Origin of the sequence: Variovorax sp. YR216, from assembly GCF_900107745.1 — a bacterium.
Lineage (GTDB): Bacteria > Pseudomonadota > Gammaproteobacteria > Burkholderiales > Burkholderiaceae_C > Variovorax.
On record NZ_FNRO01000002.1, the window covers coordinates 567,129 to 591,826 of the forward strand.

Here is a 24,698-nt window from a genome sequence, read left to right on the forward strand (position 1 = left end):
GGGCGATCAGAGCGTGTCTATAAAGCTGCGAAGCTTGTCCGACCGGCTCGGGTGCTTCAGCTTGCGCAGCGCCTTCGCCTCGATCTGGCGGATGCGCTCGCGGGTCACGTCGAACTGCTTGCCGACTTCTTCCAGCGTGTGGTCGGTGGACATTTCGATGCCGAAGCGCATGCGCAGCACCTTGGCTTCGCGCGGCGTGAGGCTGTCGAGGATGTCCTTGACCACGTCGCGAAGGCCCGCCTGCATCGCGGCCTCGATCGGCGCGGTGTTGCTGCTGTCCTCGATGAAGTCGCCCAGATGCGAATCGTCGTCGTCGCCGATGGGGGTTTCCATCGAGATCGGCTCCTTCGCGATCTTCATGATCTTGCGGATCTTGTCCTCGGGGATCTCCATCTTCGCGGCCAGGATGCCGGCATCGGGCTCGAAGCCGAACTCCTGCAGATGCTGGCGGCTGATGCGGTTCATCTTGTTGATGGTCTCGATCATGTGCACCGGGATGCGGATGGTGCGCGCCTGGTCGGCGATCGAGCGGGTGATCGCCTGGCGGATCCACCACGTCGCGTAGGTCGAGAACTTGTAGCCGCGACGGTATTCGAACTTGTCGACCGCCTTCATCAGGCCGATGTTGCCTTCCTGGATCAGGTCGAGGAACTGCAGGCCGCGGTTGGTGTACTTCTTGGCGATGGAGATCACGAGACGCAGGTTGGCCTCGATCATTTCCTTCTTGGCGTCACGCGAAGACGATTCGCCTTCGTTCATGCGCTTGTTGATGTCCTTCAGCTCGGCGAGCGGCACCACCACGCGGGCCTGGATGTCGGCCAGGCGCTGCTGCAGTTCCTGCACCGGCGGAATGTTGCGCTGGAGCACCGCGCTCCACGGCTTGCCGGCGGCCGCCTGCTTCTCGACCCAGCTCAGGTTGAGCAGGTTCGACGGGACGCGGTTGCCGTTCTTGTCGAAGCCGCTGAAGTCGCGGATGAAGTCTTCCTGCGGGAAGCCGCACTTGTCCACGATGATGCGGCGCAGCTCGCGCTCCTTCTTGCGCACGTCGTCCACCTGCGTGCGCACGAGGTCGCACAGCTTCTCGATGGTGCGGGCCGTGAAGCGGATGGTCATCAGCTCCTCGGACAGCGAGTGCTGGGCCTTGTGATAGGCCGGCGTGCCGTAGCCTTCCTTGTCGTAGATCTTGTGGATCTTCTCGAACAGGCCGGCGATGCGGTCGAAGCGGGTGAGGGCTTCGTTCTTGAGCTCTTCGAGCTTCTTGGTGAGCGCCTTGGAGCCGCCCTTGCCGTCGTCGTCGTCTTCCTCGTCGAACTCGTCGAAATCTTCTTCGGCCACGTAGTCGTCGGCCTCGTTCGGGTTCGAGAAGCCGTCGACGATGGTCGAGATGACGACCTTGCCTTCACGGATGTCTTCGGCCAGGCGCAGGATCTCGGCGATCGTGGCGGGCGACGCCGAGATGGCTTCCATCATGGCCATCAGGCCGCCTTCGATGCGCTTGGCGATCTCGATTTCGCCTTCGCGGGTCAGCAGCTCGACCGTGCCCATTTCGCGCATGTACATGCGCACCGGGTCGGTGGTGCGGCCGAATTCGCTGTCCACCGTCGACAGGGCGGCTTCGGCTTCTTCTTCCGCTTCCTCGACCGTGGTGGCCGTGGGCGCGGTGTTGTTCAGCAGCAGGGTTTCGGCGTCCGGCGTCTGCTCGTACACGGCCACGCCCATGTCGTTGAGCATGGTGACCACGACTTCCATGGTCTCGGCATCGACCAGCTTGTCGGGCAGGTGATCCGAGATTTCGCCGTGCGTGAGGTAGCCGCGGGTCTTGCCCAGCGTGATCAGGGTCTTGAGGCGCGAACGGCGCTTGGCCAGGTCTTCCTCGGACAGGACGGTCTCGTCGAGGCCGAATTCCTTCATCAAGGCGCGTTCCTTCGCCTTGCTGATCTTCATGCGAAGGGGCTTGACCTTTTCTTCCGTCGCCGCAACCGCTGGCTCTTCGCCGGCCAGATCGTCCTCGATGTCGGACAGGTCGATGTCGCTGGACGGCTCGGCGCTGGCTGCCGCCTTCGGCTTGCGGCCGCGCTTGGCGCCGGTCGTGGCGCCGGCAGCCTTGGGAGGACGGCCAACCTTCTTGGCGGCAGGCTTCGTCGTGGTTTCGTCGTCGGTGGTGGTCGATTTGGTGGGCACGGTTTTCACTTTCGTAGCTGCAGACGCCTTGGACGCGGCAGCGCCGGTCTTGGTTGCCGGCAGCGCAGCTTTCTTCAACGGCTTTTCTGCTGCTTCAGGCTTCTTGGCGGCGGACACGGCAGGCTTCTTCGAACTGGGCATAAAACCTCGTAGAACAAGATGGACCAAGCGGAATCACGAGCGCCACAAACCCGGCGCAGGCAGGAGCACAAACACTGAGGCCAGGAGGACGAAAGTCCCCGGAAGCCTTCAACAGGCAAGATGTCGGGCGATCATTTGGTGTGCAGTCCTTGCGGTGTATTGACCCGTTTCCCGTCGGGAAGTGCATTGCGCATGGGGCCGGCCCGGAGGTGCTGCTGTCGCTCTTGCCTTTGCCAGACGCGACTTGGCGCCCGGCGAAGCCTTAGATTATAGCGTGTTACAGCTTTTTCAAGCGGCGAGTCACGTACCCGGTTTCAGGCGCTTGCGCAACTCGAGCCGCCGGATTTCCAGCGCCTTGTAGCGTTCCAGGGCCAGCGGGTCACTGCCGACGGCGTCGATGGCCTCGCTCTGCTGGAGCTTGAGGAGGTCGTCCAGCATGTAGTCGAGCACGTTGCGCAGCTCGCCCGCCGCGTCGGTGGCCCCTTCGCCCTCGGCGCTCACCAGCGGACCGCCCTCGGGGCCCGTCATGACACGCAGGGCCAGCGCCTCGAACGGTTGTTCCCGGAGCCCTTCGCGCAGCGCCGCCCAGGGCTGGACGCCGTGCTCGTGAAGCTGGCTGTCGAGCCAGGCGAAGAGCTGCCCGTGATCGCCAGGCAGGTCGCAGAGCATGGCGTGCAGCTCGTGCGACAGGCCCTCCCATTCGGCCATGTTCGACAGGATCAGCCGCACTGCCACGTCGGAACGGCTGGTGGGCAGCTTGCGGCCGCCCGGCGGCGGGCGCGGCGGCGACTGCGGGCGGGAGAACTTGGAGCGCCGTCGGTCAGGGAAGCTCCTGGGCGCTTCTTCGATCCATTCGCCGCCGCGGTTGGCCCAGGCGTTCCAGTCGCCGTCGCTGGCGGCGGACGGCGCGGGCGGTGGTGCCTTGGCGGCCGTCGGGGCCCAGAGATCGCCGAGCTCCTGGCCGCTCAATTGCACCAGCGCCGCGATTTCGCCGAGCAGCTGGCGCTTGAGCGCGCCTTCGGGCAGCGCGGTCCACAGCGGGCGGGCGTTGCTGGCCATGTGGGCGCGGCCCTCGGCTGTCCCCAGGTCGCAGCCCTCGCGCGCGGCTTCGATCATGAACCGGCTGAGCGGCGTGGCCTCGTTGACGAAGCGGGCGAAGGCATCCGCGCCGAATTCCCGGATGAAGCTGTCGGGGTCGTGCTCCGCCGGAAGGAAGAGGAACTTGATGCTGCGCACGTCCGTCGCGTAGGCCAGGGCGCCGTCGAGCGCCTTGCGCGCCGCGCGCCGGCCGGCCGCGTCGCCGTCGAAGCTGAAGACCACGGCGTCGGTGAACCGGAACAGCTTCTGCACATGCTCCGGCGTGCAGGCGGTGCCGAGCGTCGCAACCGCGTTCGGAAAACCGAGCTGCGCGAGGGCCACCACGTCCATGTAGCCCTCGGTGACCAGCGCATAGCCGCGCTCGCGAAAGGCAGCGCGGGCCTCGAAGAGCCCGTAGAGCTCGCGCCCCTTGCTGAACACCGGCGTTTCGGGTGAATTCAGGTATTTGGGCTTCTCGTCGCCGAGCACCCGGCCGCCGAAGCCAATGCACTCGCCCTTGACGTTGCGGATCGGGAACATGACCCGGTCGCGGAACCGGTCGTAGCGCTTGCCTTCGCCGCTGTCGTCCGCCTCGGCGGCGATCACGAGCCCGCTTTCGGTCAGCAGCGGGTCGTCGTAGTCCGGGAACACGCTCGCCAGCGTGCGCCAGCCGGCAGGCGCGTAGCCGATGCCGAAGTGGCGCGCGATCTCGCCCGAGACGCCGCGGCCCTTGAGGTAGTCGATCGCGCCCTTCGACTGCCGCAGGTGCTTGCGGTAGGCGTCGCCCGCCTTGACGAGCACTTCGGTCAGCGTGGCCTGCTTCTGGCGCTGGCCGGCGGCGCGCGCCCGTTCCTCCGGGGAGGCGTCGTCCTCCGGCACCTGCATCCCGTACTGCCCGGCGAGGTCGTGCACGGCCTCCACGAAGCCCATGCCCGCATGTTCCATCAGGAAGCCGATCGCGTTGCCGTGCGCGCCGCAGCCGAAGCAGTGATAGAACTGCTTGGTCGGGCTGACCGAGAACGAGGGTGACTTCTCCCCATGGAATGGGCAGAGGCCCATGAAATTGGCACCCGCCTTCTTGAGCTGGACGTAGCGACCGACGATCTCCACGACGTCGGCGCGTGCGATCAGTTCCTGGATGAAAGAGGCGGGGATGGTCATGTAGGCGGAGAGCGGCAAATGATACGCAAGCCATCAAACGGTCGCCGGCCGGCGGCATACTCGTCTTCCCGAAACCGACCGATGATCCGCCGATCCATCCACCACGCTGCGCCGCTCCTGAGGCACCCGCTGAGATTCATGTGGGAGGCGCTCAAGAGCTTCAAGGCCAATCAGGGATTGCTGCTTGCCGGCGCGGTGGCCTATTACGCCCTGCTGTCGATCGTGCCGCTGCTGATTGTCAGCGTCATGGCGCTGTCGCACCTGATCGACCAGTCTGCGCTGCTCGATGCGGTCGGGCGCTACCTCGAATGGCTCGTGCCGGGGCAGTCGCGTGCACTCGTCGCCGAATTGTCCAACTTCCTCACCCATGCCGACGTGCTCGGGCCGGTGCTGCTGCTGACGATGATTTTCTTCAGCTCGCTGGCGTTCACCGTGCTGGAGAGCGCCATGGCGGTGATCTTCCACCACCGCAAGGCCGATCATTCGCGGCATTTCCTGATGTCGGCGGTGATGCCGTACATCTACATCTTCTGCCTGTGCGTGGGGCTGATGCTGGTCACGCTGGTGTCCGGCGCGCTGCAGATCATCGGGCAAGAGCGCGTCGAGCTGCTCGGGCACAGCTGGTCGCTCTCGGGTGTCTCCGGGGTGCTTTTGTATCTGCTCGGCCTGACCGGCGAGATCTTCATGCTGACCTCGCTCTACCTGGTCATGCCGGTCGGGCGCCTGCGGCTGCGGCATGCGCTGCTCGGCGGGGTGACGGCGGCCCTGCTCTGGGAAGTCACCCGCCGGGTGCTGGTGCTGTATTTCGCGACGCTGTCGCAGGTGAGCGTGGTCTACGGTTCGCTGACGACGGCGATCGTGGTGCTCCTGAGCCTGGAAATCGCCGCGACGCTGGTGCTTTTCGGCGCGCAGGTCATCGCGCAATACGAGCGCCTGGAGCGCACGGGCAGCCTGAAGCCGCCCGACGATTCCGAGGGCGCCCTGGGGAGCGTCAACGAGGCGCCAGCCGGATCGCGCCGTCGAGTCGGATCACCTCGCCGTTGAGCATGTCGTTCTCGATGATGTGGCGCGCGAGCTTCGCGTAGTCCTCGGGCGTGCCCAGGCGCGAGGGGAAGGGCACGCTGGCGGCCAGCGCGTCCTGTACTTCCTGCGGCATGCCGAACAGCATCGGCGTGCCGAAGATGCCCGGGGCGATCGTCATGTTGCGGATGCCGCTGCGCGCCAGATCGCGGGCGATCGGCAACGTCATGCCGACGACGCCGCCCTTCGATGCGCTATAGGCGGCCTGGCCGATCTGGCCGTCGTAGGCCGCGACCGAGGCGGTGGAGATCAGCACGCCGCGCTCGCCGGTCGACTCCGGCTCGTTCTTGCTCATCGCATCGGCGGCAAGCCGGATCATGTTGAAGCTGCCCACGAGGTTGACCATGACCGTCTTGCTGAACACCGCCAGTCCATGCGGCCCGTTCTTGCCGACCGTCTTCTCGGCCGGCGCGATGCCGGCGCAGTTGACCAGGCCCATGAGCTTGCCCAGCTTGAGGGCGGCAGCCACGGCGGCCTGGCCGTCCGCTTCCTGGCTCACGTCGCATTTGACGAAGACGCCGCCGATCTCCTTGGCGACCGCTTCGCCCTTCTCGGCCTGCATGTCGGCGATGACCACCTTGCCTCCATTGGCCGCCAGCATGCGCGCCGTGCCCTCGCCGAGTCCCGAGGCGCCGCCGGTGACGATGAAAACCTTGCCTGCGATCTGCATGAACTTTCTCCTGTGTCTCGGTTGTGCAGCCGGGATTATGTTGCGCGCCCGCGGCTTCGCGGCCGGCGCAGCCAGGCCCCTTCGCGGAACGCCGCGGAACCGGCTTGGCCGGGCCGCCGGCGTTGCCCCCGGTAGGGGGTGCCCGAGCTACACGCAGTGAGCGAGGCTGGGGGCGAGCAAAAAAAAAGGCCTCGTCCGAAGACGAGGCCCTGGAATTGGATCCCGAAGGACCCAAGGAGACAATCATCGCCCGCTGACGCGGGCTCGTTATTGCGATACCTGCCGATTAGCGCTTGCGCGAAGCCGTTTGAGCGGTGCTCTTGGCGGCGTTCACGGCGGTGGTCGACACGGCCTGGAAGTTGGCTTCGGCGACGTCGGAGGCTTGCTTGACAGCCTTTTGCACCGATTCGAAAGCGTTGTTCGCGGCGGCCACGGCGCTCTTCATCACGGCGACGGCGGTTTCCGAGCCGGCGGGAGCGTTCTTGGCAGCGCTGTCGACGAGGCCGACGAAGGCTTGCTGGGCTTCAGCGGCCTTGACTTCGAAGGCCTTGGTGAACTCGGCGCCGGTGCCTTGGGCGATGTCGTACAGGTGACGGCTGTAGGCAGCGGTCTTCTCGGCGATCGGCTGGAACAGGCTGGCTTGCAGGGTGAGCAGCTCTTGCGCGTCCTTGACGTTCAGCAGGGCTTGGCTGGCGTCGGCGGCTTCGGTGAGGGCGGCCTTGGAAGCGGTCACGTTCAGTTCGACCAGCTTTTCAACGCCTTCGAATGCCTTGTTGGTCAGGCCGAAGATGGTTTCGAGGTTGGCTTTTTGAGCGGCGATCAGTTGGTCAGCGGTGAGGGCCATTTGGGAGCTCCAGTTTGAGTTGACGGATGGGTTTCGCATTGAAGCTGCCCCTCTCGTATGTTGCGGTGCAGCATGGCCTCAAGTATTAGCGAGGCCATCGTTCCGGACAAGGGGTTTTTGTTGCTATGCAGCAATTTAGAAGGCAACTTCTAAATCGCGAGAATGTTGCGATGCGTGCCTTTTATTCGGGCCAGTTCGTTTTGCCGCTGCCGCCGGGCCACCGCTTCCCGATGGGTCGGTACGCCTTGCTGCGCGAGGGCCTCGAGCGCCAGTTGTCGCAGGTCGAAATGTTCGAGGCGCCGCGTGCCACCGACGGCGAACTCGCTCTCGCCCATACGCCGCAATGGATCGCGTCGATCAGCGACGGCAGCGTGAGTGCGGCGGCGATGCGCGAGATCGGTTTTCCATGGAGCGAGGCGATGGTCGAGCGGTCGCGCCGTTCTACGGGTGCGACCATCGCGGCCTGCCGCGCGGCCTTTGCCGACGGCGTTTCGGCCAATATGGCCGGCGGCACGCACCACGCCAGCGCCGACAAGGGCGGGGGCTTCTGCGTCTTCAACGATGCGGCCGTCGCAGCGAGGCTCATGCAGGCGGAACATGGCCGCCGCGCGCGCACGCGGCTTCAGGTGGCTATCGTCGATCTGGATGTGCACCAGGGCAATGGCACCGCGAGCATCTTCCACGGCGATCCGAGCGTCTTCACGCTGTCGATCCACGGGCAGAAGAACTTCCCCTTCCGCAAGGAGGCCAGTGACCTCGATGTCGAACTGCCTGACGGCTGCGGCGACGCGGAGTACCTGGCCGCCCTGGAGCACGCGCTCGACGACATGGAGCGCCGCTTCGCACCCGGGCTGGTGATCTATCTGGCCGGCGCGGATCCGTTCGAGCGCGACCGGCTCGGGCGCCTGAAGCTGAGCTTCGACGGCCTGGAGGCGCGCGATCGCCGGGTGTTCGACTTCGCGTGGCAGCGCCGCATCCCTTTGGCTTTCGCGATGGCTGGCGGCTATGCGGCGGACATCGCCGAGACGGTGCAGGTGCAGCTCGGCACCTTCCGGGTGGCTTTCGAATACTGGCGCCGCTGGCAAAATGCCGCGCCATGAGTGACCGGCCGTCTCCCCAACCCCGCAGCAGCTACCGCGTCTTTCGCAAGATCCCGACGCGGTGGATGGACAACGACATGTACGGGCATGTCAACAACGTCGTCTACTACAGCTGGTTCGACACCGCGGTCAACACCCATCTGATCGAGCGCGGCGCGCTGGACATCCACCAGGGCAAGACGATCGGCTTAGTGGTCGAGACGCGCTGCAACTACTTCGCACCGCTGGCCTATCCGCAGACGGTTGAAGCCGGGATCCGGGTAGTGCGGGTGGGGACGTCGAGCGTTCAATATGAAATTGGCCTCTTCGCAGAGGGCGCCGAAACGGCGGCGGCGCAGGGGCATTTCGTGCACGTCTACGTGGACCGCGAAACGCAGCGGCCGGTGAAGCTGCCGCCGGCGCTGCAGGCAGTCGTGGACGAATTGCGCACCTGACCCCAGAGCCAGGAACCCCGCGGAACCGGCTCCGCCGGGCCGCTGGGGTTGCCCCCGGAGAGGGGGTGCAGAGCCACACGAAGTGGGCGAGGCTGGCGGTGATCTCTACTTCATCGCGCGCAGTTCGGCCTTGCCGCGTTCCTCATCGGCCTTGGCCTGCTTCTCGCAAGCGCTCTTGGAGTCACCCTTCAGGTCGTCGCACTTTTCCTTGGCGACCTCGTAGGCGGCCTTGACCTTTTCTTCCTGCACGTCGCGTGCATGGCGCTCGCTCGGCTTGTATTGCTGCTCGAGCTCGGCCTTGGCCACGGCTTCCTTGCCCTTGGCTTCCTTGTGGCAGACATCCTTGGCGTTGTCCTTCAAGGTGTCGCATTGCTTCTTGTCGACCTTGTAGTCGGCCTCGATCTTTTCCTTGGCGACCTTGTATTCGTCCTGGGTCATCGCACTGGCCTGGCCTGCGACGAGGCAGGTGGAAGCGATGGCGATCATGAGCAGATGCTTTTTCATGGCAGTGTCCTCTGAAGTTGCAAAATCGGTTGGCGGCGGAGGCCGCGTTCGGCGCCTGCGGCGTCAGACGCGCTCCATCCAGATGGCGGCAGGCGTGCGGCCGTCGCGCTTCTCCCAGTCGGCGACCTGCCGTTCGGCCTCGTCCCGGCTGATCCCGTGGCGTTCCTGGATGCGGCCCAGCAACTGGTCGCGCTTGCCGGCGATGACATCGAAATCGTCGTCGGTCAACTTGCCCCATTGCTCCTTGATCTTGCCTTTGAGCTGCTTCCAGTTGCCTTCGACGGTGTCCTTGTTCATGGCGGATCTCCTTCGGTCAGATGAGGTTTCATCGCCGTGGCCCGTATGGCACTCCCGGCGTGAAATCACTGTCGCGTCGCGGCATGGACGCGGCGGTAGGACTCACGGGGAAGGGGTCGTAGGCACATACCGACGGCGGCCGTGATAATCGAACGCACGCCGATTACCCCGGGGACAAGCGCGCCGCATCATGATCATCCAAAGCCTGCTCGATACCGATCTCTACAAGTTCACCATGATGCAGGTCGTGCTGCATCACTTCCCGGGTGCGCGCGTCGAATACCGCTTCAAGTGCCGAAACCCGGGCGTTGACCTCGCGCGCTTCGCCGGGCAGATCCGCGAGGAGATCCGCCATCTGTGCTCGCTGCAGTTCAAGGATGCGGAGCTCGGCTACCTGCGCTCGATGCGCTTCATCAAGAGCGATTTCGTGGACTTCCTCGGGCTGTTCCGTCTGAACGAGAAGTACATCAACATCATCCCGCTGCCGTCTGGCGAACTCGACATCCGCATCCGCGGGCCCTGGCTGCACACGATCCTGTTCGAGATCCCGGTGCTGGCCATCGTCAACGAGGTCTATTTCCGCAATACGCAGCCGAAGCCCGACCTCGCCGAAGGGCGCCGCCGACTGGAAGCCAAGATCGGGCAGTTGCAGGACGACCATCTGGCCGATCTCAAGATCGCCGACTACGGCACGCGCCGCCGTTTCTCCAACGAATGGCACGAGGAAGTGCTGCGCACGCTCTCCGAACGGCTCGGCGCGGTGACCTCGCCGCAGCCGCTCGGCCTTGCCAAGCTGCCGCAGTTCGCGGGCACCAGCAATGTGCTGTATGCCATGAAGCTCGGGCTGATCCCGCTCGGCACGATGGCGCATGAGTACCTGCAGGCCTGCCAGGCGCTCGGGCCGCGTCTGCGCGACAGCCAGGTGTTCGGCTTCGAAATGTGGGCGAAGGAATATCGCGGCGACCTCGGGATCGCGCTGTCCGACGTCTACGGCATGAGCGCCTTCCTGCGCGATTTCGACCTGTACTTCTGCAAGCTCTTCGACGGCGCGCGCCACGACAGCGGCGATCCGTTCGAGTGGGGCGAACGGATGCTGGCGCACTATGCCGCGAACCGCGTCGACCCACGGACCAAGACGCTGATCTTCAGCGACAGCCTGACGGTGCCGCGCACCATCGAGCTTTATCGGCAGTTCAGGGGGCGCTGCCAGCTTGCCTTCGGCATCGGCACCAACCTGACCAACGACCTCGGCTACGAGCCGCTGCAGATCGTGATCAAGATGATCGCCTGCAACGACCAGCCCGTGGCCAAGCTGTCCGACACGCCGTCCAAGAACATGTGCGAGGACGAGCGGTATCTCGCCTATCTGCGCCAGGTCTTCGAGATCGAGCAGCCTGCCGCATGAGTGCGTCGGGATCGAGGAAAAGCGTCCTCCGCTCACTCGCTTCCGTTCTCTTGACGTTGCCGGCCGGCGCGTGGGCGGCCGATGTCGACGGTGCGCGTCTTGCGGTCTGGTGGAGCGTGCCGTTTGCCGGGATCCTCCTGTCGATCGCGCTGATGCCGTTGATGGCGCCGGCGTTCTGGCACCACCACTACGGCAAGGTCGCCGCGGCCTGGGCGCTGGCCTTCCTGCTTCCGTTTGCCGCGGTCCACGGTGTGCCACTCGCGGGCGCCCAACTGGTACACGCGCTCGTCGGCGAGTACATCCCCTTCGTCATCCTGCTGGCCGCGTTGTTCACCGTCTCGGGCGGCATCCATATCCGCGGCAACCTGCGCGGCTCGCCGCGGCTCAATACGGCCATCCTTGCGATCGGCGCCGTGCTTGCCAGCCTGATGGGAACCACGGGCGCGTCCATGCTGCTGATCCGCCCATTGATCCGTGCCAATGACAACCGGCGGCACAAGGTGCACGTGATCGTGTTCTTCATCTTCATCGTGTCGAACGTGGGCGGGGCGCTCACGCCCCTGGGTGATCCGCCGCTCTTCCTGGGATTTCTGAAAGGCGTCGACTTCACCTGGACGCTCCGGAACATCCTGCCGGAAACCCTGTTCATGACGGGCACCCTGCTGGTGCTCTTCCACCTGCTCGATGCCTGGTACTTTCGCCACGAGACGCTGCTGCCTTTCGATCCGACTCCCGTCACGCGCGGCATCGCCTTCGAAGGCGCGGTCAACTTCTGGCTGCTGGGCGGTGTCGTGTTTTTCGTGCTCCTGAGCGGCGTGTGGAAGTCGCCCGTGCGCTTGGACGTGTTCGGCACGGAGGTGGGGCTGCCGGGCCTTGTGCGCGACGCGGCGCTGGTCGCGATCATCCTGCTGTCGCTGCGCATCACGGCAGCCGAGGTGCATGAAGCCAATCAGTTCGGCTGGGGGCCGATGATCGAGGTCGCCAAGCTCTTCGCGGGCATCTTCGTGACCATCGTGCCTGTGATCGCGATGCTCAAGGCCGGCATCGACGGTCCCTTCGGCCGCATCGTCTCCGCGGTGACGCAACCGGACGGGCAACCCGATCCGGCGATGTACTTCTGGGCCACCGGCATCCTCAGCTCCTTCCTGGACAATGCACCGACTTACCTGGTGTTCTTCAATACGGCCGGCGGCGATCCGCAGGCCCTGATGACCACCTACGCGACGACATTGGCGGCGATCTCCGCCGGTGCCGTATTCATGGGCGCCAACACCTACATCGGCAACGCGCCCAATCTGATGGTCAAGGCCATCGCGGAAAGCCGCGGCGTGCGGATGCCGAGTTTCTTCGGCTTCATGCTGTGGTCGGGCGGCATCCTGGTGCCGCTCTTTGTTGTTGCCACCTTCATCTTCTTCCGTTGATCATGAACAAGCCCAAAGTCCTCGTTGCCCGTTCGATCTTTCCTGAAACCATCGCCCGCCTTTCCGAGCACTTCGAGGTCGAGGCGAACCAGAGCGATGAAAGCTGGACCAAGGCGCAGCTCATCGCCAGGCTGAAGGGCAAGCAGGGCGTTTTCACCACCGGCAGCGAGCGCATCGACGCCGAGGTGCTCGACGCCTGCCCCGACCTGAAGATCTGCGCCAACATGGCGGTGGGCTACAACAATTTCGACATCGACGCGATGACCGCGCACGGCGTGCTCGGCACCAATGCGCCGGACGTGCTCACCGAGACCACCGCCGACTTCGGCTTCGCGCTGTTGATGGCCACCGCGCGCCGCATCGCCGAGAGCGAACACTTCCTGCGCGCCGGCAAGTGGGAGAAGTGGAGCTACGACATGTTCGCCGGCTCCGACATCCACGGCTCGACGCTCGGCATCATCGGCATGGGCCGGATCGGGCAGGGCATCGCCAAGCGCGGCGCGCACGGCTTCGGCATGAAGGTGATCTACCACAACCGCTCGCGGCTCGACGCCAGCCTCGAAGCCGAGTGCAAGGCCGCGTACGTCGGCAAGGAAGAGCTGCTGAAGACCGCGGATCACGTGGTACTGGTGGTGCCTTACACCCCGGCGTCGCATCACACGATCGGCGCCGCCGAGATCGCCCTCATGAAGCCGACCGCGACCCTGATCAACATCGCGCGCGGCGGTATCGTCGACGACGCGGCGCTGGCCGTGGCGCTGCGCGAGAAGCGCATCGCCGCCGCCGGTCTCGACGTGTTCGAGGGCGAGCCGAAGGTGAACCCCGAGCTGCTCAAGGTGCCGAACGTGGTGCTGACACCGCACATCGCCAGCGCCACCGTTCCGACGCGGCGGGCAATGGCCGATCTGGCGGTCGACAACCTCATCGGCTATCTGGTGCACAACAAACCGGTCACGCCGCTCAACCCCTCCGTTCTCGCAACCCGATAAGAAAACCACCAGACCCGTGATCGAAACCTGGATCCTGCTGGCCCTCGCGGCCCTGAATTTCATCCTCATCGCGTGGCTGCTGGCGCGCAAGCCGTCGCCGCCGGACCACTCGGCGCTGGTCGCCACCCTGGCCGCCAGCAACGAGCGCATCGAGCGCGAACTGCGGCACGAGATCAGCGAGTCTTCGCGCGGCGCCCGGCAGGAAACCGCCCAGGCCTTCGCCAACTTTCAGCAGGCGCTGGTGCATCAGGGCGCGGAATCCACGCGCACGCAGAACGCGCAGATCGATGCCTTCGCGCAGCAGCTGGCGCTGCTGCAGAAGACGCTCGCCGACACGCTCAACACGCAGCTGCAGGGCCTGAGCGAATCGAACGCGCGACGCCTTGCCGAAGTGCGCGCGACGATGGAGACCCAACTCGCCCAGCTCCAGCAGACCAACACCGCCAAGCTCGACGAGATGCGCAAGACGGTCGACGAGAAGCTGCAGAGCACACTCGAAGCCCGTCTCGGCGAGAGCTTCAAGCAGGTGGCCGACCGGCTCGAGCAGGTGCACAAGGGGCTCGGCGAAATGCAGACGCTCGCAGTCGGCGTCGGCAGCCTGCAGCGCGTGCTGACCAACGTCAAGACACGCGGCGTGTTCGGCGAAGTCCAGCTCGAGGCCCTGCTCGAGCAGGTGCTGACGCCGGACCAGTACGCCAAGCAGGTCGAGACCAAGCCACGCAGCGGCCAGCGGGTGGATTTCGCGATCCGCTTTCCGGGCCGGGGCGGCGATGGTGCGCCGGTGTGGCTGCCGATCGACGCCAAGTTTCCACGCGACGACTACGAACGCCTGCTCGACGCGCACGAGCGCGCCGATCCCGCGGCGGCCGAAGCGGCGGCCAAGGCGCTTGAAGCGCGGATCCGCTCGGAAGCGAAGTCGATTTCCGAAAATTACCTCGCCGCACCGCACACCACCGATTTCGCGGTTCTTTTCCTGCCGGTCGAAAGCCTCTATGCCGAAGTGCTGCGCCGCCCGGGGCTGATGGACGCGATCCAGCGGCAGCACCGGGTGACGCTCGCGGGGCCGACCACGCTGCTGGCCATGCTCAACAGCCTGCACATGGGCTTTCGCACGCTGGCGCTGGAGCACCAGGCATCCGAGGTCTGGAAGGTGCTCGGCGCGGTCAAGACCGAGTTCGAGCGCTACGGGGACTGGGTCGCACGCATCAAGGAACAGGTCTCCAAGGCCTCCGACACCATCGACAAGGCCGATACGCGCGCCAAGCAGATGCGCCTGGCGCTGCGCAAGGTCGAGGCCCTGCCGGAATCGCAGACCCAGGGGCTGCTGCCACTCATCGACGGCGAGGACGACAGCGCCTCGTGAACGCCGGCCTGCTTCGCCTGATCCTCGCGCAGGTCTGCCTGCATGCGGCGATGACGGGCACCCGGCTCGCGGCGCCGCTGCTCGCGCTGCGGGACGGTCACAGCGCTGCGTCGGTCGGCGTGCTGCTTTCGCTGTTCGCGCTGACGCAGGTCTTTCTCGCGCTACCGGCGGGCCGCTTCGCCGACCGGCATGGACTGCGGCGTCCGCTTTCGATCGCCGTGGTTTCGGCCATGAGCGGTGCGGCGCTGGCCGGGGCATTTCCTGTGTTTCCGGTCCTGTGCCTCGCGGCCTTGCTCACCGGCGGCGCGACCGGCATCGCGGTCATTGCGCTGCAGCGCCATGTCGGCCGTGCGGCCGAAGGCCCGGTCCAGCTCAAGCAGGTGTTCAGCTGGCTGGCCATCGCGCCGGCTGCGGCCAACTTCGTCGGACCGTTCGTTACCGGGCTCCTGATTGACCATGCGGGGCCGACGCCCGGTGACCTGATCGGCTATCGCGTCGCCTTCGCGCTGCTGACGCTGCTGCCGATCGCCTGCTGGCTCCTCGCGCGCAGCACGCAGGAGCTGCCCACCGCGCGCGCGCCGGAAGGTGCCGCCAAGGCGCGCGCGTGGGACCTTCTGGCCGAGCCGATGTTCAGGCGCCTTCTTTTCGTCAACTGGCTCCAGTCGGCTTCATGGGACGTGCACACCTTCGTGCTGCCGATCCTGGGCCACGAGCGCGGGCTCAGCGCGTCCATGATCGGCACCATCCTTGGTGCTTTCGCGGTCGCGGCCGCCGCGATTCGCGTCGTGCTGCCGCTGGTGGCGTCACGCTTCAGCGAGCGCGCCGTCATCACCGCCTCGAACGTGATCACGGCGCTCGTCTTCGCCGCCTATCCGCTGATGACCTCGGCGTTCGGCATGGGCTTGTGCTCCGTGATTCTGGGCGTCGCGCTGGGGGCGGTTCAGCCGATGGTGATGAGCATGCTCCACCAGATCACACCGCATGCGCGGCACGGCGAAGCACTGGGTCTGCGGGTGATGACCCTCAATGCCTCGAGCGTCGCGATGCCGATGCTGTTCGGCGCGGCCGGCGCGATCATCGGTGTGGCCGGCGTGTTCTGGATCGTCGGCGGCGTGGTCGCCCTGGGCACGCGCTCCGTGTGGGGCCTGCAGGCCCCCCCGCCCGAAAACCCCGCGACGCATTGACTCGCACGGAAAAAAGCCAGAAACACCGCGGAACCGGCTCCGCCGGGCCGCTGGTGTTGCCCCCGGTGGGGGGTGGAGAGCGACACGAAGTGCGCGAGCCTGGGGGCGAGCTACAGCTTATAGAAGCGCTTGATGTAGCTCCAGGCGTCTTCGGGCGCATCGACGTACTCGATCAGCTTCACGTCCCCGGGCGAAATCACGCCTTCCTCGGCGAGGAACTCGAAATTGATGAGCTGCTTCCAGTAGTCCGACCCGAAGAGCACGATCGGAACCGGCTTCGCCTTGCGTGTCTGAACCAGCGTGATGACCTCGAACAGCTCATCCAGCGTTCCGAAGCCGCCGGGAAACGCGACCAGCGCCTTCGCACGCATCATGAAATGCATCTTGCGGATCGCGAAGTAGTGGAACTTGAAGCTCAGCGCCGGGGTGACGTAGGGGTTGGCTTCCTCTTCCATCGGCAGGGCGATCGCGAGCCCGACCGAGATGCCGCCGCCTTCGTAGGCGCCGCGGTTGGCCGCCTGCATGATGCCCGGGCCGCCGCCGGTGCAGACGAAGAGCTTGTCTTCGGGGTCGCAGTCGTTGCTGTACTGGGCGACCAGCTTGCCGAAGGCGCGCGCCTTCTCGTAGTAATGCGAACTCCGTGCGAGCCGGCGCCAGCGTTCGGCGGCCACGGAATCGCCGGCGGCATCGGCCTGGGCGATCAGCGCGCCGGATTCCTCCTCGCTGCGGAAGCGCGCGCTGCCGAACACCACGACCGTGTTCTCGATGCCGTGGGCGCGCATCTCGATGTCGGGCTTCATCAGCTCGAGCTGCATGCGCAGGCCGCGTGTCTCGCGGCGAAGGAGGAATTCAGGATCGGCGAAGGCCAGCCGCGAGGGATCGGTGTTGAGCGGGAGTCCCTTGTCCGCGTGGGCCTGGAGTGTGGCCCATGCGTCGGCGAGTCGTTTGTCGTGAAGGTCGTGTGTACTGTTGGACATGGTCTTGCGCAAGAAGCGGGTGAGCATTTTGCGCCTTGCAGGTTCCGGGCCCGGTGTTGGTGCACGAACGCAAAAAAGGCTCCCGAAGGAGCCTTTTAGAGTGAACGCTCGAATCGCTCAGACGCGCTTGCGGTATTCGCCGGTGCGGGTGTCGATTTCGATGCGGTCGCCTTGCGCGACGAACAGCGGAACGCCGATTTCAAAGCCGGTGGCGATCTTCGCGGGCTTCATGACCTTGCCCGAGGTGTCACCCTTGACGGCCGGCTCGGTCCAGGTGATCTCGCGCTCGACGCTGGTCGGCAGTTCGACCGAGATCGCCTTGCCGTCGTAGAAGACCACTTCGACCGGCATGCCGTCTTCGAGGTAGTTGAGCGCGTCGCCCATGTTCTCGGCTTCGACTTCGTACTGGTTGTATTCGGTGTCCATGCAGACGTACATCGGGTCGGCGAAGTAGGAGTAGGTGCAGTCCTTCTTCTCGAGGATGATCTGCTCCATCTTGTCGTCGGCCTTGAAGACCACTTCGGTGTTGAAGTTGGCGATCAGGCTCTTGAGCTTCATGCGCACGGTGGCGGAATTGCGGCCGCCGCGGCTGTATTCGGTCTTGAGGACGACCATGGGGTCCTTGCCGTGCATGATCACGTTGCCGGCGCGAATTTCTTGAGCGATTTTCATAATCAGGATCTCTGGATGTAGGCCGCTCGTTGCATCTGCACCGCGGCGGGTTCGGCGGAAAAGGGGATGCCGGGGCGACAGGAGCTGCCCAAGCCGGAATTCCGCAAAGCCCGCAATTTTAGCTTTTTTGGGTCACGAAACGAATCAGGCGGGTCAAAAGATCCTCTTGTGCCAATAGAGATTCGCGCGCGGCGTGCGCCGCCGAAGCCCACTCCGTGAGCGTCGATCGGTCGAGCACGGGCAGGGGGCTCGGAGAAATGCCGTTCCAGCGGTGATGGAAATCGCGCAGCGAGCGCGGCGCTTTCATCCAGTCGAGAAAGGCGTCGAGCTTGGTGTGGTGCGCGTCGTCGTCCTGAGGATAGATCTGCCACACCATCGGCGCGCCCGCCCAGAGCGCGCGGACCAGCGAATCCTCGCCGCGCACGAAGTTGAGGTCGCTGGCCCAGAGGAGATGGTCGAAATCGGTCTGCGATACGTAGGGCAGCCAGGAAATCGACAGGGCGCCGCGCTGGGCCGGCCCCGGCGGGAGCGCGGCGGTGGCGCGGCCGGCCGTCACCAGCAGGCGGGTCGGCTCGCCTGCGCTTTCCAACTGCCCGAGGAGGTTGTCGAGCGCACGAGGTTCATAGCAGAAGAGCGACACCAGCCGCTCGCCCTGCCAGGGAATCGCGTGCGCGGCGAGCCAGGCTGCGCGGTCGAAGCTTTCGCGGCGCGCCATCAGGTCGGGTTCGCGCAGCAGGCCGCCGGTCGCGGTGGTGAAGCCGGGATAGAAGAAGTGCTTGGTCAGGCCCGCACCGGGGTCCCGGAAGACAGGCGAGGGCAGTCGATGCAGCCGCTCGACGTACGGTTCTGCGGAGAGATATTCGAGGTTGATCCAGCGGCGCCGCGCTCCTCCTTCAGGCTGCTGCTGACGGGCGAAGAGCGAGACGACCTCCGGCGCGGGATCGCAGCCGAAGGCCTCGATCAGCACGTCCGGGGCCGGCGCGCCAGCGGCTTGCCGCGCAGCGTCACGCTCCGTCCAGTGAACCACCGTGACACCCGGACACCCGGCGGGCGCCATCCAGACCAGCGCCGAGGGCTCGTCGATCCAGAGGCGCACCTTTTCGCCCCGGCCCGCGAGTCCGGTCGCGAGCCGCCAGCAGACGCCGACGTCGCCATGGTTGTCGATCATCTTGCAGAAAATGTCCCAGCGCATCGCGGGATACTCTACAGCCCCCACTCGATTCACCGGAGACAGCATCCATGGCCCAGCACACGGCCGAAATCACCTGGCAACGCGGCGGCCAGGACTTCGTCGGCAATCGCTACAGCCGCCGCCATGCGATCCGCTTCGACGGCGGCGCCGAATGGACAGGCTCGTCGTCGCCGCATGTGGTGCCGGTCCCGCTGTCCGACCCCGCTGCCGTCGACCCCGAGGAAGCCTTCGTCGCCTCGCTGTCGAGCTGCCACATGCTGTGGTTCCTGTCGATCGCGGCTGCGCGGGGCTTCTGCGTGGAGAGCTATGTCGACCGGGCCGTCGGCCGGATGGGCGCCAACGCCGCAGGCAAGATCGCGATGACCGTGGTCACGCTGCGGCCGGAGGTACGGTTCTCCGGCGAGCGCCTCCCTTCCACTGCGCAGATCGAGGAAATGCATCACGCGGCGCACGACGAATGCTTCATCGCCAATTCCGTGAAGACCGAGGTCCGGTGCGAACCGGTGCCCGCGGATGCGGCTCCCCAGTAAACCGATGTCAGAGACACATTCCGAACAATTGCTCAATGAGGTCGCGGCACTGCCGCAACTGCCTGGCGTCTACCGTTATTTCGATTCGGCGGGGGCGGTGCTCTACGTGGGCAAGGCGCGCAACCTGAAGAAACGCGTCGCCAACTACTTCCAGAAGAACCACGCCGGCACCCGCATCGGCCACATGATCTCGAAGATCGCGCGCATGGAGACCACGGTGGTGCGCTCCGAAGCCGAGGCGCTGCTGCTAGAGAACAACCTGATCAAGACGCTCAAGCCGCGCTACAACATCCTGTTTCGCGACGACAAGAGCTATCCCTACCTGAAGATCGCCTCGCACGAGTTTCCGAGGCTGGCGTATTACCGCGGCTCGGTCGACCGCAAGCACCGCTACTTCGGGCCGTACCCGAGCGCCTGGGCGGTCAAGGAATCGATCCAGCTCCTGCAGAAGGTGTTCAGGCTGCGGACCTGCGAGGACACGGTCTACAGCAACCGCACACGGCCCTGTTTGCTCTACCAGATCAAGCGCTGCAGCGGGCCGTGCGTCGGCTACATCGCGCCGCCGGACTATGCGCAGGACGTGGCCAATGCCGAGGCCTTCCTCCTGGGCGATACGCAGGCGGTGCTCACCCAGCTCGAGGCGCGAATGATGGCGCATGCCGAGAAGCTCGAGTTCGAGCAGGCGGCCGAACTGCGCAACCAGATGTCGGCGCTGTCGCGCGTGCTGCACCAGCAGTCGGTCGAGATCGCGTCGGACAAGGACGTGGACATCCTGGCGGTCAAGGTCCAGGGCGGGAAGGCCTGCGTCAATCTTGCGATGGTTCGAGGCGGGCGGCATCTGGGCGACCGGGCGTACTTCCCGGTGCATGTCGAGGACGCTGCCCTGATACAGCACAGCGAGGGCGCAGGGGATGACGACGAGGCGCCCCCGCCCGCACCCGTCGAGGTGCAGGTGCTGGAGGCCTTCATCGCACAGCACTACATCGACGTGCCCGTACCGGCCACGCTGGTGCTCAGCGAGCTGGTGAGCCGCGAGCTGATCGAGGCCATCTCGCAGCAGGCCGGCACGCGCATCACAGCGGTGTTCCAGCCGCGCGAGCAGCGGCGGCATTGGCTGGAGATGGCGGGCAAGAATGCCAGCCTGCAGCTCGCGCGGCTGCTTGCCGAGGAAGGTTCACAACAGGCGCGCACCCGCGCGCTGGTCGATGCGCTCGAGCTCGCGCCGGATGACCTCGAGAATTTCCGTGTCGAGTGCTTCGACATCTCGCACACCGCCGGCGAGGCGACGCAGGCGTCCTGCGTGGTCTTCGAGCGTCACGCGATGCAGAACCGCGAATACCGCCGCTACAACATCGAAGGCATCACGCCCGGGGACGACTATGCCGCGATGCGGCAGGTGCTGCACCGCCGCTACGGCAAGCTCGCCGAGGCGATGGCCGCCGAGACCGACGCGCCGCCGGCCGGCGATGCGGCGGGTGCGGGCTCGGATGCGCCTGCCGGCACCCGGTCCGCGCGGATGCCGGACCTCGTGCTGGTCGACGGCGGCAAGGGGCAGGTGTCGATGGCACGCGAGGTGTTCAGCGAGCTCGGCCTGCCGCTGTCGCTGATCGTCGGCGTGGAGAAAGGCGAGGGCCGCAAGGTGGGCCTCGAGGAGCTCGTGTTTGCCGATGGCCGCGAGAAGGTCTATCTCGGTCGCGATTCGGCGGCGCTCATGCTGGTCGCGCAGATCCGCGACGAGGCGCACCGCTTTGCGATCACCGGCATGCGCGCCAAGCGCGCGAAGGTGCGTGTCGGCGGCAGCCAGCTGGAAGACATTCCGGGGATCGGACCCAAGCGTCGTGCGCGCCTCCTTCAACGCTTCGGCGGAATTCGCGGGGTCGCCGCAGCAAGTGTCGAAGACATCGCCTCGGTCGAAGGCATCGCGTTCGATCTCGCCGAGGAAATCTACAAGGCACTTCACTAGCCCGTCCCGAGGCGCGCACACTTCTTTGCGGGAGCTGCCGCGGAACCGGCTTTGCCGGGCCGCAGGCGGCGCCCCCTGCAAGGGGGTTGGCGGCTACGCGAAGCGAGCAAGCCTGGGGGTGTGCCTATGTCCTGCATATACTCGCCGTAATGTTCTGGACCCTGCCAACGATCATGACCTGGGCGCGCATCGTCGCGATTCCGCTGATCGTGGGTGTGTTCTACCTGCCGCTGTCGGAGCCGATGCGCAACCTCATCGCCACGGTGATGTTCATCGTGTTCGCGGCGACCGACTGGCTCGACGGCTTTCTCGCGCGCAAGCTCAACCAGACTTCCGCCTTCGGTGCCTTCCTCGATCCGGTCGCCGACAAGTTTCTCGTCTGCGCATCGCTGCTCGTGCTCGTGCATCTCAATCGCACCGATGTCTTCGTGGCGCTGATCATCATCGGCCGGGAGATCGCCATTTCGGCGCTGCGCGAATGGATGGCGCAGATCGGCGCCGGCAAGAGCGTCGCGGTTCACATGGTCGGCAAGATCAAGACCACGGTGCAGATGATTGCGATCCCGTTCCTGCTCTTCAACGGCATGCTTTTCGGCACGATCGACACGGGCGCGTGGGGGCAGTGGCTGATCTGGATCTCCGCGGTACTCACCGTCTGGTCGATGGTCTACTACCTGCAAAAAGCCATTCCCGAGATCCGGGCGCGCGCCAAATGATCGACACGGCCCGGCCGGCGGGCTGGTTGCGGGCCATGCCGGGGGTCTTCGTTCTGATCTGGAGCACCGGCTTCATCGTGGCGCGCTACGGCATGCCTTACGCGCCGCCGCTCAAGTTCCTGGTTGTGCGCTATGCGCTGTCGGTGATCTGCTTTGTCGCCTGGGTTGTGTTCGCGCGTGTCGCCTGGCCGCGCAACCGCGTGCAGTGGGGGCATCTCGCGGTCACCGGCGTGCTGATGCAGGCCGGATATCTGGGGGGTGTCTGGGCCGCCGTCAGGGCCGGCATGGGTTCGGGGCTCGTCGCGCTGCTCGTGGGTATCCAGCCGGTGCTCACCGCCGTCTGGCTGTCTTTGCGCGGCGGCGTGGTCACCGGTCGGCAATGGCTCGGCCTGCTGCTCGGCTTTGCGGGCCTGGTGCTCGTGGTGTGGCGCAAGTTGGAGCAGGGCGGCGAAGTGAGCCTGCTCACGATGTCACTGGCGATCACCGCGCTGCTCTCGATCACGGCGGGCACGCTCTACCAGAAGCGATTCGTGGCACCTTGCGACGTGCGGAGCGCCAACGCGATCCAGCTCGGCGCGGCGTTCATCGTCACCTTGCCCTTCGCGGCGATGGAGCACGAAAGCATCCAATGGAACCTCTCGTCGGGCGGCGCGATGGCGTGGTCGGTGCTCGCCTTGTCGCTTGGCGGCAGCTCGCTGCTCTACATGCTGATCCAGCGCGGCACCGCGACGGCGGTGACGAGCCTGCTCTATCTGGTGCCGCCGTGCACGGCCGTGATGGCGTGGATCCTGTTCGCCGAACCGATCACGGCGATGACGTTGGCCGGTATCGCGATGACGGCCGTGGGCGTGAGCCTCGCGGTCCGCGGCCAGCGCTGAGGGCCTTCAGGACGGGCGAGCGCCTGCGGCTTTCCACGGCTCGTTGCGAAAGCGCTCGACGAGGAAATCGATCAACAGCCGGACACGCTTCGGCGTCTTCGGGCGCCATGGCGCAATCCATTGGATGTCGGCGTCAGGCATCGCGAATTGAGGAAGCACGCGAACGAGCTGCCCCGAAGCCAGGTTGGGCGCGATATCCCAGAGACTTCGCAGCATCACGCCACGTCCGGCCAGACACCAATCGCGCACCAGTTCACCCGAATTGCTCGAAAGCGGGCCGCGCACGCGGACCCGGGCGCTGCTCCCCTCCTTGAGGTGGCGCAGCGTCCAGAGCGCGAATTCGCGTTCGTCGCCGCTGCTGTTTTCACGCGCCACCAGGCAATCGTGCGAAGCGAGCGACGCCACGTCGGACGGATGGCCTCGTCGCGCCAGGTAGGCCGGCGCAGCCGCGAGCACGCGCTGGTTGCGAGCGATGCGCCTGGTCACCCAATCGCCAGCATGGCGGGGCTGCGGCGCCCACAGCCACACTGCGCCGTCGTAGCCCTCGGCGCCGAGGTCGGGGAGCTTCTCCGCGAGCGTGAGCTGGATGTGCAGCCCTGGATGGCGCTCGTTGAACAAAGCCAGGGCCGGCCCGAGCCAGAGCCGGCCGAATCCGAAAGTCGCGACCAGCCGGATCGTGCCGCTCAGTTGGGTCTGGCGCTCGCCGAGCTCGTTCTCGAGTGCCGCAAAGCCATCGAGAAGGGCGCGGGCATGCAGGCACACCGCTTCCCCCTCCGCCGTGGCGCTCAGCCTGCGGGTCGTCCGGTCGAACAGCCGCTGTCCCAACCGGGCTTCGAGCGCGCCGAGCCGCTTGGTCACGACCGAGGGAACCACGTCGAGCGCGAGCGCTGCGGCGGCCAGGCTGCCGCGATCGCGGATGGCCACGACGAGTTCCAGATCGCTGCGTTCCATTACTGCCATTATGGAAAGTATCAATTGGCTGATTGTTGCTTGATGGGTTGATCAGGCGCAACGCAAAATGCGCGCATGCTCGATTCGTTTTCCTCCTTCGATCTCTCGCGCGACGGCGTGAGGCTGCACGGAAAAGCAGGGGGGCGCGGCGCGCCGCTGTTGCTGCTGCACGGGCATCCGCAGACGCATGCCATCTGGCATCGCGTTGCGCCGCTGCTGGCGGAACGGTTCAATGTGGTCATGATGGATCTGCGCGGCTACGGGGATTCAGGCCGGCCCGAAGCGGACGAAGGGCATGTTCGCTACAGCAAGCGGGAGATGGCGCTCGATGCGCTCTCGGTCATGCGCGCGCATGGCTTCGAGCGCTTCGGGGTGCTCGCGCACGACCGCGGCGCGCGCGTGGCGCATCGGCTGGCGGTGGATCATCCGCAGGCGGTGGAGCGCATGATGCTGCTCGACATCGCGCCGACGCTCGCGATGTACGAGAACACCACGGAAGCTTTTGCGCGCGCCTACTGGCATTGGTTCTTCCTGATCCAGCCGCCGCCGCTGCCGGAGGCGCTCATCGCTTCCGATCCGGCGCGCTATGTGCGCAGCGTGATGGGCAGCCGCCACGCGGGGCTCGGCCCGTTCGCGCCCGAGGCGCTTGCAGAGTACGAGCGATGCGCGGCCATCGACGGTACGGCACGCGCGATCTGCGAGGACTATCGCGCGTCGGCGACCATCGACCTCGAACATGATCGCGCCGACATCTTGGCCGGCCGCACGCTGGACATGCCGCTGCGCGTGCTGTGGGGCGCGCATGGCGTGGTGGGCCGGTGCTTCGACGTGCTCGCGCTCTGGCGCGAACGGGCGCAGGACGTCACCGGCGGCACACTGCCTTGCGGCCACTACATTCCCGAAGAAGCCCCCGCCGAACTGGTCGCCGAGGCGCTTTCGTTTTTCAACGCAACCCCGAAGGATTGAGA

23 protein-coding genes are annotated in these 24,698 nt (G+C 65.8%); 13 read left to right on the forward strand and 10 right to left on the reverse strand.

What is annotated here, in order from left to right; genetic code table 11:
* Nucleotides 1-6: 6 nt before the first annotated feature.
* Nucleotides 7-2,322, reverse strand: coding sequence for an RNA polymerase sigma factor RpoD (gene rpoD, locus BLW05_RS07555; protein WP_093161488.1), 2,316 nt, complete (start codon nucleotides 2,320-2,322; stop codon nucleotides 7-9).
* 300 nt (nucleotides 2,323-2,622) lie between these two features.
* Nucleotides 2,623-4,560, reverse strand: coding sequence for a DNA primase (gene dnaG / locus BLW05_RS07560; protein WP_093162123.1), 1,938 nt, complete (start codon nucleotides 4,558-4,560; stop codon nucleotides 2,623-2,625).
* 81 nt (nucleotides 4,561-4,641) lie between these two features.
* On the opposite strand from dnaG, the gene BLW05_RS07565 reads away from it, so the two are divergent.
* Nucleotides 4,642-5,604: a YihY/virulence factor BrkB family protein gene (locus BLW05_RS07565; RefSeq protein ID WP_093161490.1), complete on the forward strand. Its 963-nt coding sequence runs from the start codon at nucleotides 4,642-4,644 to the stop codon at nucleotides 5,602-5,604.
* Here the strand turns inward: BLW05_RS07565 and BLW05_RS07570 are convergent.
* Nucleotides 5,552-6,310 carry a 3-hydroxyacyl-CoA dehydrogenase gene (locus tag BLW05_RS07570; protein ID WP_093161491.1) on the reverse strand — a complete coding sequence of 253 codons (759 nt, stop codon included), beginning with the start codon at nucleotides 6,308-6,310 and terminating at the stop codon, nucleotides 5,552-5,554. The two genes, BLW05_RS07565 and BLW05_RS07570, sit on opposite strands and share 53 nt — an antisense overlap.
* Nucleotides 6,311-6,596: 286 nt before the next feature.
* Complete coding sequence (locus tag BLW05_RS07575) at nucleotides 6,597-7,154, reverse strand: phasin family protein (RefSeq protein WP_093161493.1); 558 nt, start codon at nucleotides 7,152-7,154, stop codon at nucleotides 6,597-6,599.
* Between the two features lie 170 nt (nucleotides 7,155-7,324).
* On the opposite strand from BLW05_RS07575, the gene BLW05_RS07580 reads away from it, so the two are divergent.
* Both BLW05_RS07580 and BLW05_RS07585 read left to right on the forward strand, forming a co-directional pair.
* Nucleotides 7,325-8,254 carry a histone deacetylase family protein gene (locus BLW05_RS07580; protein WP_093161494.1) on the forward strand — a complete coding sequence of 310 codons (930 nt, stop codon included), beginning with the start codon at nucleotides 7,325-7,327 and terminating at the stop codon, nucleotides 8,252-8,254.
* Nucleotides 8,251-8,688 (forward strand): acyl-CoA thioesterase, encoded by a 438-nt coding sequence (locus tag BLW05_RS07585; RefSeq protein ID WP_093161496.1) that lies wholly within the window; start codon nucleotides 8,251-8,253, stop codon nucleotides 8,686-8,688. The genes BLW05_RS07580 and BLW05_RS07585 overlap by 4 nt, the downstream gene beginning before the upstream one ends.
* A 105-nt stretch (nucleotides 8,689-8,793) precedes the next feature.
* Here the strand turns inward: BLW05_RS07585 and BLW05_RS07590 are convergent, their stop codons facing one another.
* Complete coding sequence (locus tag BLW05_RS07590) at nucleotides 8,794-9,192, reverse strand: hypothetical protein (RefSeq protein ID WP_093161497.1); 399 nt, start codon at nucleotides 9,190-9,192, stop codon at nucleotides 8,794-8,796.
* A 63-nt stretch (nucleotides 9,193-9,255) separates the two neighbouring features.
* A complete protein-coding gene (locus BLW05_RS07595; protein ID WP_093161499.1) occupies nucleotides 9,256-9,489 on the reverse strand; it encodes a CsbD family protein in 234 nt (77 codons plus the stop codon).
* Between the two features lie 190 nt (nucleotides 9,490-9,679).
* Between BLW05_RS07595 and pncB the strand changes: the two genes are divergently transcribed.
* From pncB to BLW05_RS07620, 5 genes are read left to right on the forward strand one after another with little or no spacing between them, the layout of a single operon-like run.
* Nucleotides 9,680-10,894: a nicotinate phosphoribosyltransferase gene (gene pncB, locus BLW05_RS07600; protein WP_093161500.1), complete on the forward strand. Its 1,215-nt coding sequence runs from the start codon at nucleotides 9,680-9,682 to the stop codon at nucleotides 10,892-10,894.
* On the forward strand, nucleotides 10,891-12,315 hold the full coding sequence (locus tag BLW05_RS07605) for a sodium:proton antiporter (protein ID WP_093161502.1): 1,425 nt from the start codon (nucleotides 10,891-10,893) through the stop codon (nucleotides 12,313-12,315). The genes pncB and BLW05_RS07605 overlap by 4 nt, the downstream gene beginning before the upstream one ends.
* Nucleotides 12,316-12,317: 2 nt before the next feature.
* The gene (locus BLW05_RS07610; protein ID WP_093161503.1) at nucleotides 12,318-13,304 is read left to right on the forward strand and encodes a 2-hydroxyacid dehydrogenase; all 987 of its coding nucleotides are present in this window, start codon (nucleotides 12,318-12,320) and stop codon (nucleotides 13,302-13,304) included.
* 19 nt (nucleotides 13,305-13,323) lie between these two features.
* Nucleotides 13,324-14,667, forward strand: a complete 1,344-nt coding sequence (locus BLW05_RS07615; RefSeq protein WP_093162124.1) for a DNA recombination protein RmuC — start codon at nucleotides 13,324-13,326, stop codon at nucleotides 14,665-14,667.
* Nucleotides 14,664-15,851, forward strand: coding sequence for an MFS transporter (locus tag BLW05_RS07620; RefSeq protein ID WP_093161505.1), 1,188 nt, complete (start codon nucleotides 14,664-14,666; stop codon nucleotides 15,849-15,851). The genes BLW05_RS07615 and BLW05_RS07620 overlap by 4 nt, the downstream gene beginning before the upstream one ends.
* 110 nt (nucleotides 15,852-15,961) lie before the next feature.
* Here the strand turns inward: BLW05_RS07620 and BLW05_RS07625 are convergent, their stop codons facing one another.
* From BLW05_RS07625 to earP, 3 genes are all read right to left on the reverse strand, one after another.
* Nucleotides 15,962-16,828: an LOG family protein gene (locus BLW05_RS07625; protein ID WP_093162126.1), complete on the reverse strand. Its 867-nt coding sequence runs from the start codon at nucleotides 16,826-16,828 to the stop codon at nucleotides 15,962-15,964.
* A gap of 117 nt (nucleotides 16,829-16,945) precedes the next feature.
* Nucleotides 16,946-17,500: an elongation factor P gene (efp, locus tag BLW05_RS07630; protein ID WP_093161506.1), complete on the reverse strand. Its 555-nt coding sequence runs from the start codon at nucleotides 17,498-17,500 to the stop codon at nucleotides 16,946-16,948.
* Between the two features lie 118 nt (nucleotides 17,501-17,618).
* Nucleotides 17,619-18,737 (reverse strand): elongation factor P maturation arginine rhamnosyltransferase EarP, encoded by a 1,119-nt coding sequence (gene earP / locus BLW05_RS07635; protein ID WP_256330099.1) that lies wholly within the window; start codon nucleotides 18,735-18,737, stop codon nucleotides 17,619-17,621.
* A 2-nt stretch (nucleotides 18,738-18,739) separates the two neighbouring features.
* Between earP and BLW05_RS07640 the strand changes: the two genes are divergently transcribed.
* The 4 genes from BLW05_RS07640 to BLW05_RS07655 all read left to right on the forward strand — a co-directional run bounded on the left by BLW05_RS07640 (nucleotide 18,740) and on the right by BLW05_RS07655 (nucleotide 22,779).
* The gene (locus BLW05_RS07640; RefSeq protein WP_093161509.1) at nucleotides 18,740-19,222 is read left to right on the forward strand and encodes an OsmC family protein; all 483 of its coding nucleotides are present in this window, start codon (nucleotides 18,740-18,742) and stop codon (nucleotides 19,220-19,222) included.
* 4 nt (nucleotides 19,223-19,226) lie between these two features.
* On the forward strand, nucleotides 19,227-21,185 hold the full coding sequence (gene uvrC, locus BLW05_RS07645) for an excinuclease ABC subunit UvrC (protein ID WP_093161511.1): 1,959 nt from the start codon (nucleotides 19,227-19,229) through the stop codon (nucleotides 21,183-21,185).
* A 149-nt stretch (nucleotides 21,186-21,334) separates the two neighbouring features.
* Nucleotides 21,335-21,901 (forward strand): CDP-diacylglycerol--glycerol-3-phosphate 3-phosphatidyltransferase, encoded by a 567-nt coding sequence (gene pgsA / locus BLW05_RS07650; protein WP_093161512.1) that lies wholly within the window; start codon nucleotides 21,335-21,337, stop codon nucleotides 21,899-21,901.
* The gene (locus BLW05_RS07655) at nucleotides 21,898-22,779 is read left to right on the forward strand and encodes a DMT family transporter (protein WP_093161514.1); all 882 of its coding nucleotides are present in this window, start codon (nucleotides 21,898-21,900) and stop codon (nucleotides 22,777-22,779) included. Before pgsA ends, BLW05_RS07655 begins: the two co-directional genes overlap by 4 nt.
* 6 nt (nucleotides 22,780-22,785) lie before the next feature.
* Here BLW05_RS07655 and BLW05_RS07660 read toward each other — a convergent pair whose 3' ends face one another.
* Nucleotides 22,786-23,730: a LysR family transcriptional regulator gene (locus BLW05_RS07660; RefSeq protein ID WP_093161515.1), complete on the reverse strand. Its 945-nt coding sequence runs from the start codon at nucleotides 23,728-23,730 to the stop codon at nucleotides 22,786-22,788.
* Between the two features lie 75 nt (nucleotides 23,731-23,805).
* Here BLW05_RS07660 and BLW05_RS07665 point away from each other — a divergent pair, with 75 nt between their 5' ends.
* Nucleotides 23,806-24,696 (forward strand): alpha/beta fold hydrolase, encoded by an 891-nt coding sequence (locus BLW05_RS07665; protein WP_093161517.1) that lies wholly within the window; start codon nucleotides 23,806-23,808, stop codon nucleotides 24,694-24,696.
* Nucleotides 24,697-24,698: the final 2 nt, after the last annotated feature.

Excerpts from the sequence above, each read along its gene's own strand:
- rpoD (WP_093161488.1), bottom strand. The coding sequence starts at position 2,322 with ATGCCCAGTTCGAAGAAGCCTGCCGTGTCCGCCGCCAAGAAGCCTGAA.
- dnaG (WP_093162123.1), bottom strand. The coding sequence starts at position 4,560 with ATGACCATCCCCGCCTCTTTCATCCAGGAACTGATCGCACGCGCCGAC.
- BLW05_RS07565 (WP_093161490.1), top strand. The coding sequence starts at position 4,642 with ATGATCCGCCGATCCATCCACCACGCTGCGCCGCTCCTGAGGCACCCG.
- BLW05_RS07570 (WP_093161491.1), bottom strand. The coding sequence starts at position 6,310 with ATGCAGATCGCAGGCAAGGTTTTCATCGTCACCGGCGGCGCCTCGGGA.
- BLW05_RS07575 (WP_093161493.1), bottom strand. The coding sequence starts at position 7,154 with ATGGCCCTCACCGCTGACCAACTGATCGCCGCTCAAAAAGCCAACCTC.
- BLW05_RS07580 (WP_093161494.1), top strand. The coding sequence starts at position 7,325 with ATGCGTGCCTTTTATTCGGGCCAGTTCGTTTTGCCGCTGCCGCCGGGC.
- BLW05_RS07585 (WP_093161496.1), top strand. The coding sequence starts at position 8,251 with ATGAGTGACCGGCCGTCTCCCCAACCCCGCAGCAGCTACCGCGTCTTT.
- BLW05_RS07590 (WP_093161497.1), bottom strand. The coding sequence starts at position 9,192 with ATGAAAAAGCATCTGCTCATGATCGCCATCGCTTCCACCTGCCTCGTC.
- BLW05_RS07595 (WP_093161499.1), bottom strand. The coding sequence starts at position 9,489 with ATGAACAAGGACACCGTCGAAGGCAACTGGAAGCAGCTCAAAGGCAAG.
- pncB (WP_093161500.1), top strand. The coding sequence starts at position 9,680 with ATGATCATCCAAAGCCTGCTCGATACCGATCTCTACAAGTTCACCATG.
- BLW05_RS07605 (WP_093161502.1), top strand. The coding sequence starts at position 10,891 with ATGAGTGCGTCGGGATCGAGGAAAAGCGTCCTCCGCTCACTCGCTTCC.
- BLW05_RS07610 (WP_093161503.1), top strand. The coding sequence starts at position 12,318 with ATGAACAAGCCCAAAGTCCTCGTTGCCCGTTCGATCTTTCCTGAAACC.
- BLW05_RS07625 (WP_093162126.1), bottom strand. The coding sequence starts at position 16,828 with ATGTCCAACAGTACACACGACCTTCACGACAAACGACTCGCCGACGCA.
- efp (WP_093161506.1), bottom strand. The coding sequence starts at position 17,500 with ATGAAAATCGCTCAAGAAATTCGCGCCGGCAACGTGATCATGCACGGC.
- earP (WP_256330099.1), bottom strand. The coding sequence starts at position 18,737 with ATGCTGTCTCCGGTGAATCGAGTGGGGGCTGTAGAGTATCCCGCGATG.
- BLW05_RS07640 (WP_093161509.1), top strand. The coding sequence starts at position 18,740 with ATGGCCCAGCACACGGCCGAAATCACCTGGCAACGCGGCGGCCAGGAC.
- uvrC (WP_093161511.1), top strand. The coding sequence starts at position 19,227 with ATGTCAGAGACACATTCCGAACAATTGCTCAATGAGGTCGCGGCACTG.
- pgsA (WP_093161512.1), top strand. The coding sequence starts at position 21,335 with ATGTTCTGGACCCTGCCAACGATCATGACCTGGGCGCGCATCGTCGCG.
- BLW05_RS07655 (WP_093161514.1), top strand. The coding sequence starts at position 21,898 with ATGATCGACACGGCCCGGCCGGCGGGCTGGTTGCGGGCCATGCCGGGG.
- BLW05_RS07660 (WP_093161515.1), bottom strand. The coding sequence starts at position 23,730 with ATGGAACGCAGCGATCTGGAACTCGTCGTGGCCATCCGCGATCGCGGC.
- BLW05_RS07665 (WP_093161517.1), top strand. The coding sequence starts at position 23,806 with ATGCTCGATTCGTTTTCCTCCTTCGATCTCTCGCGCGACGGCGTGAGG.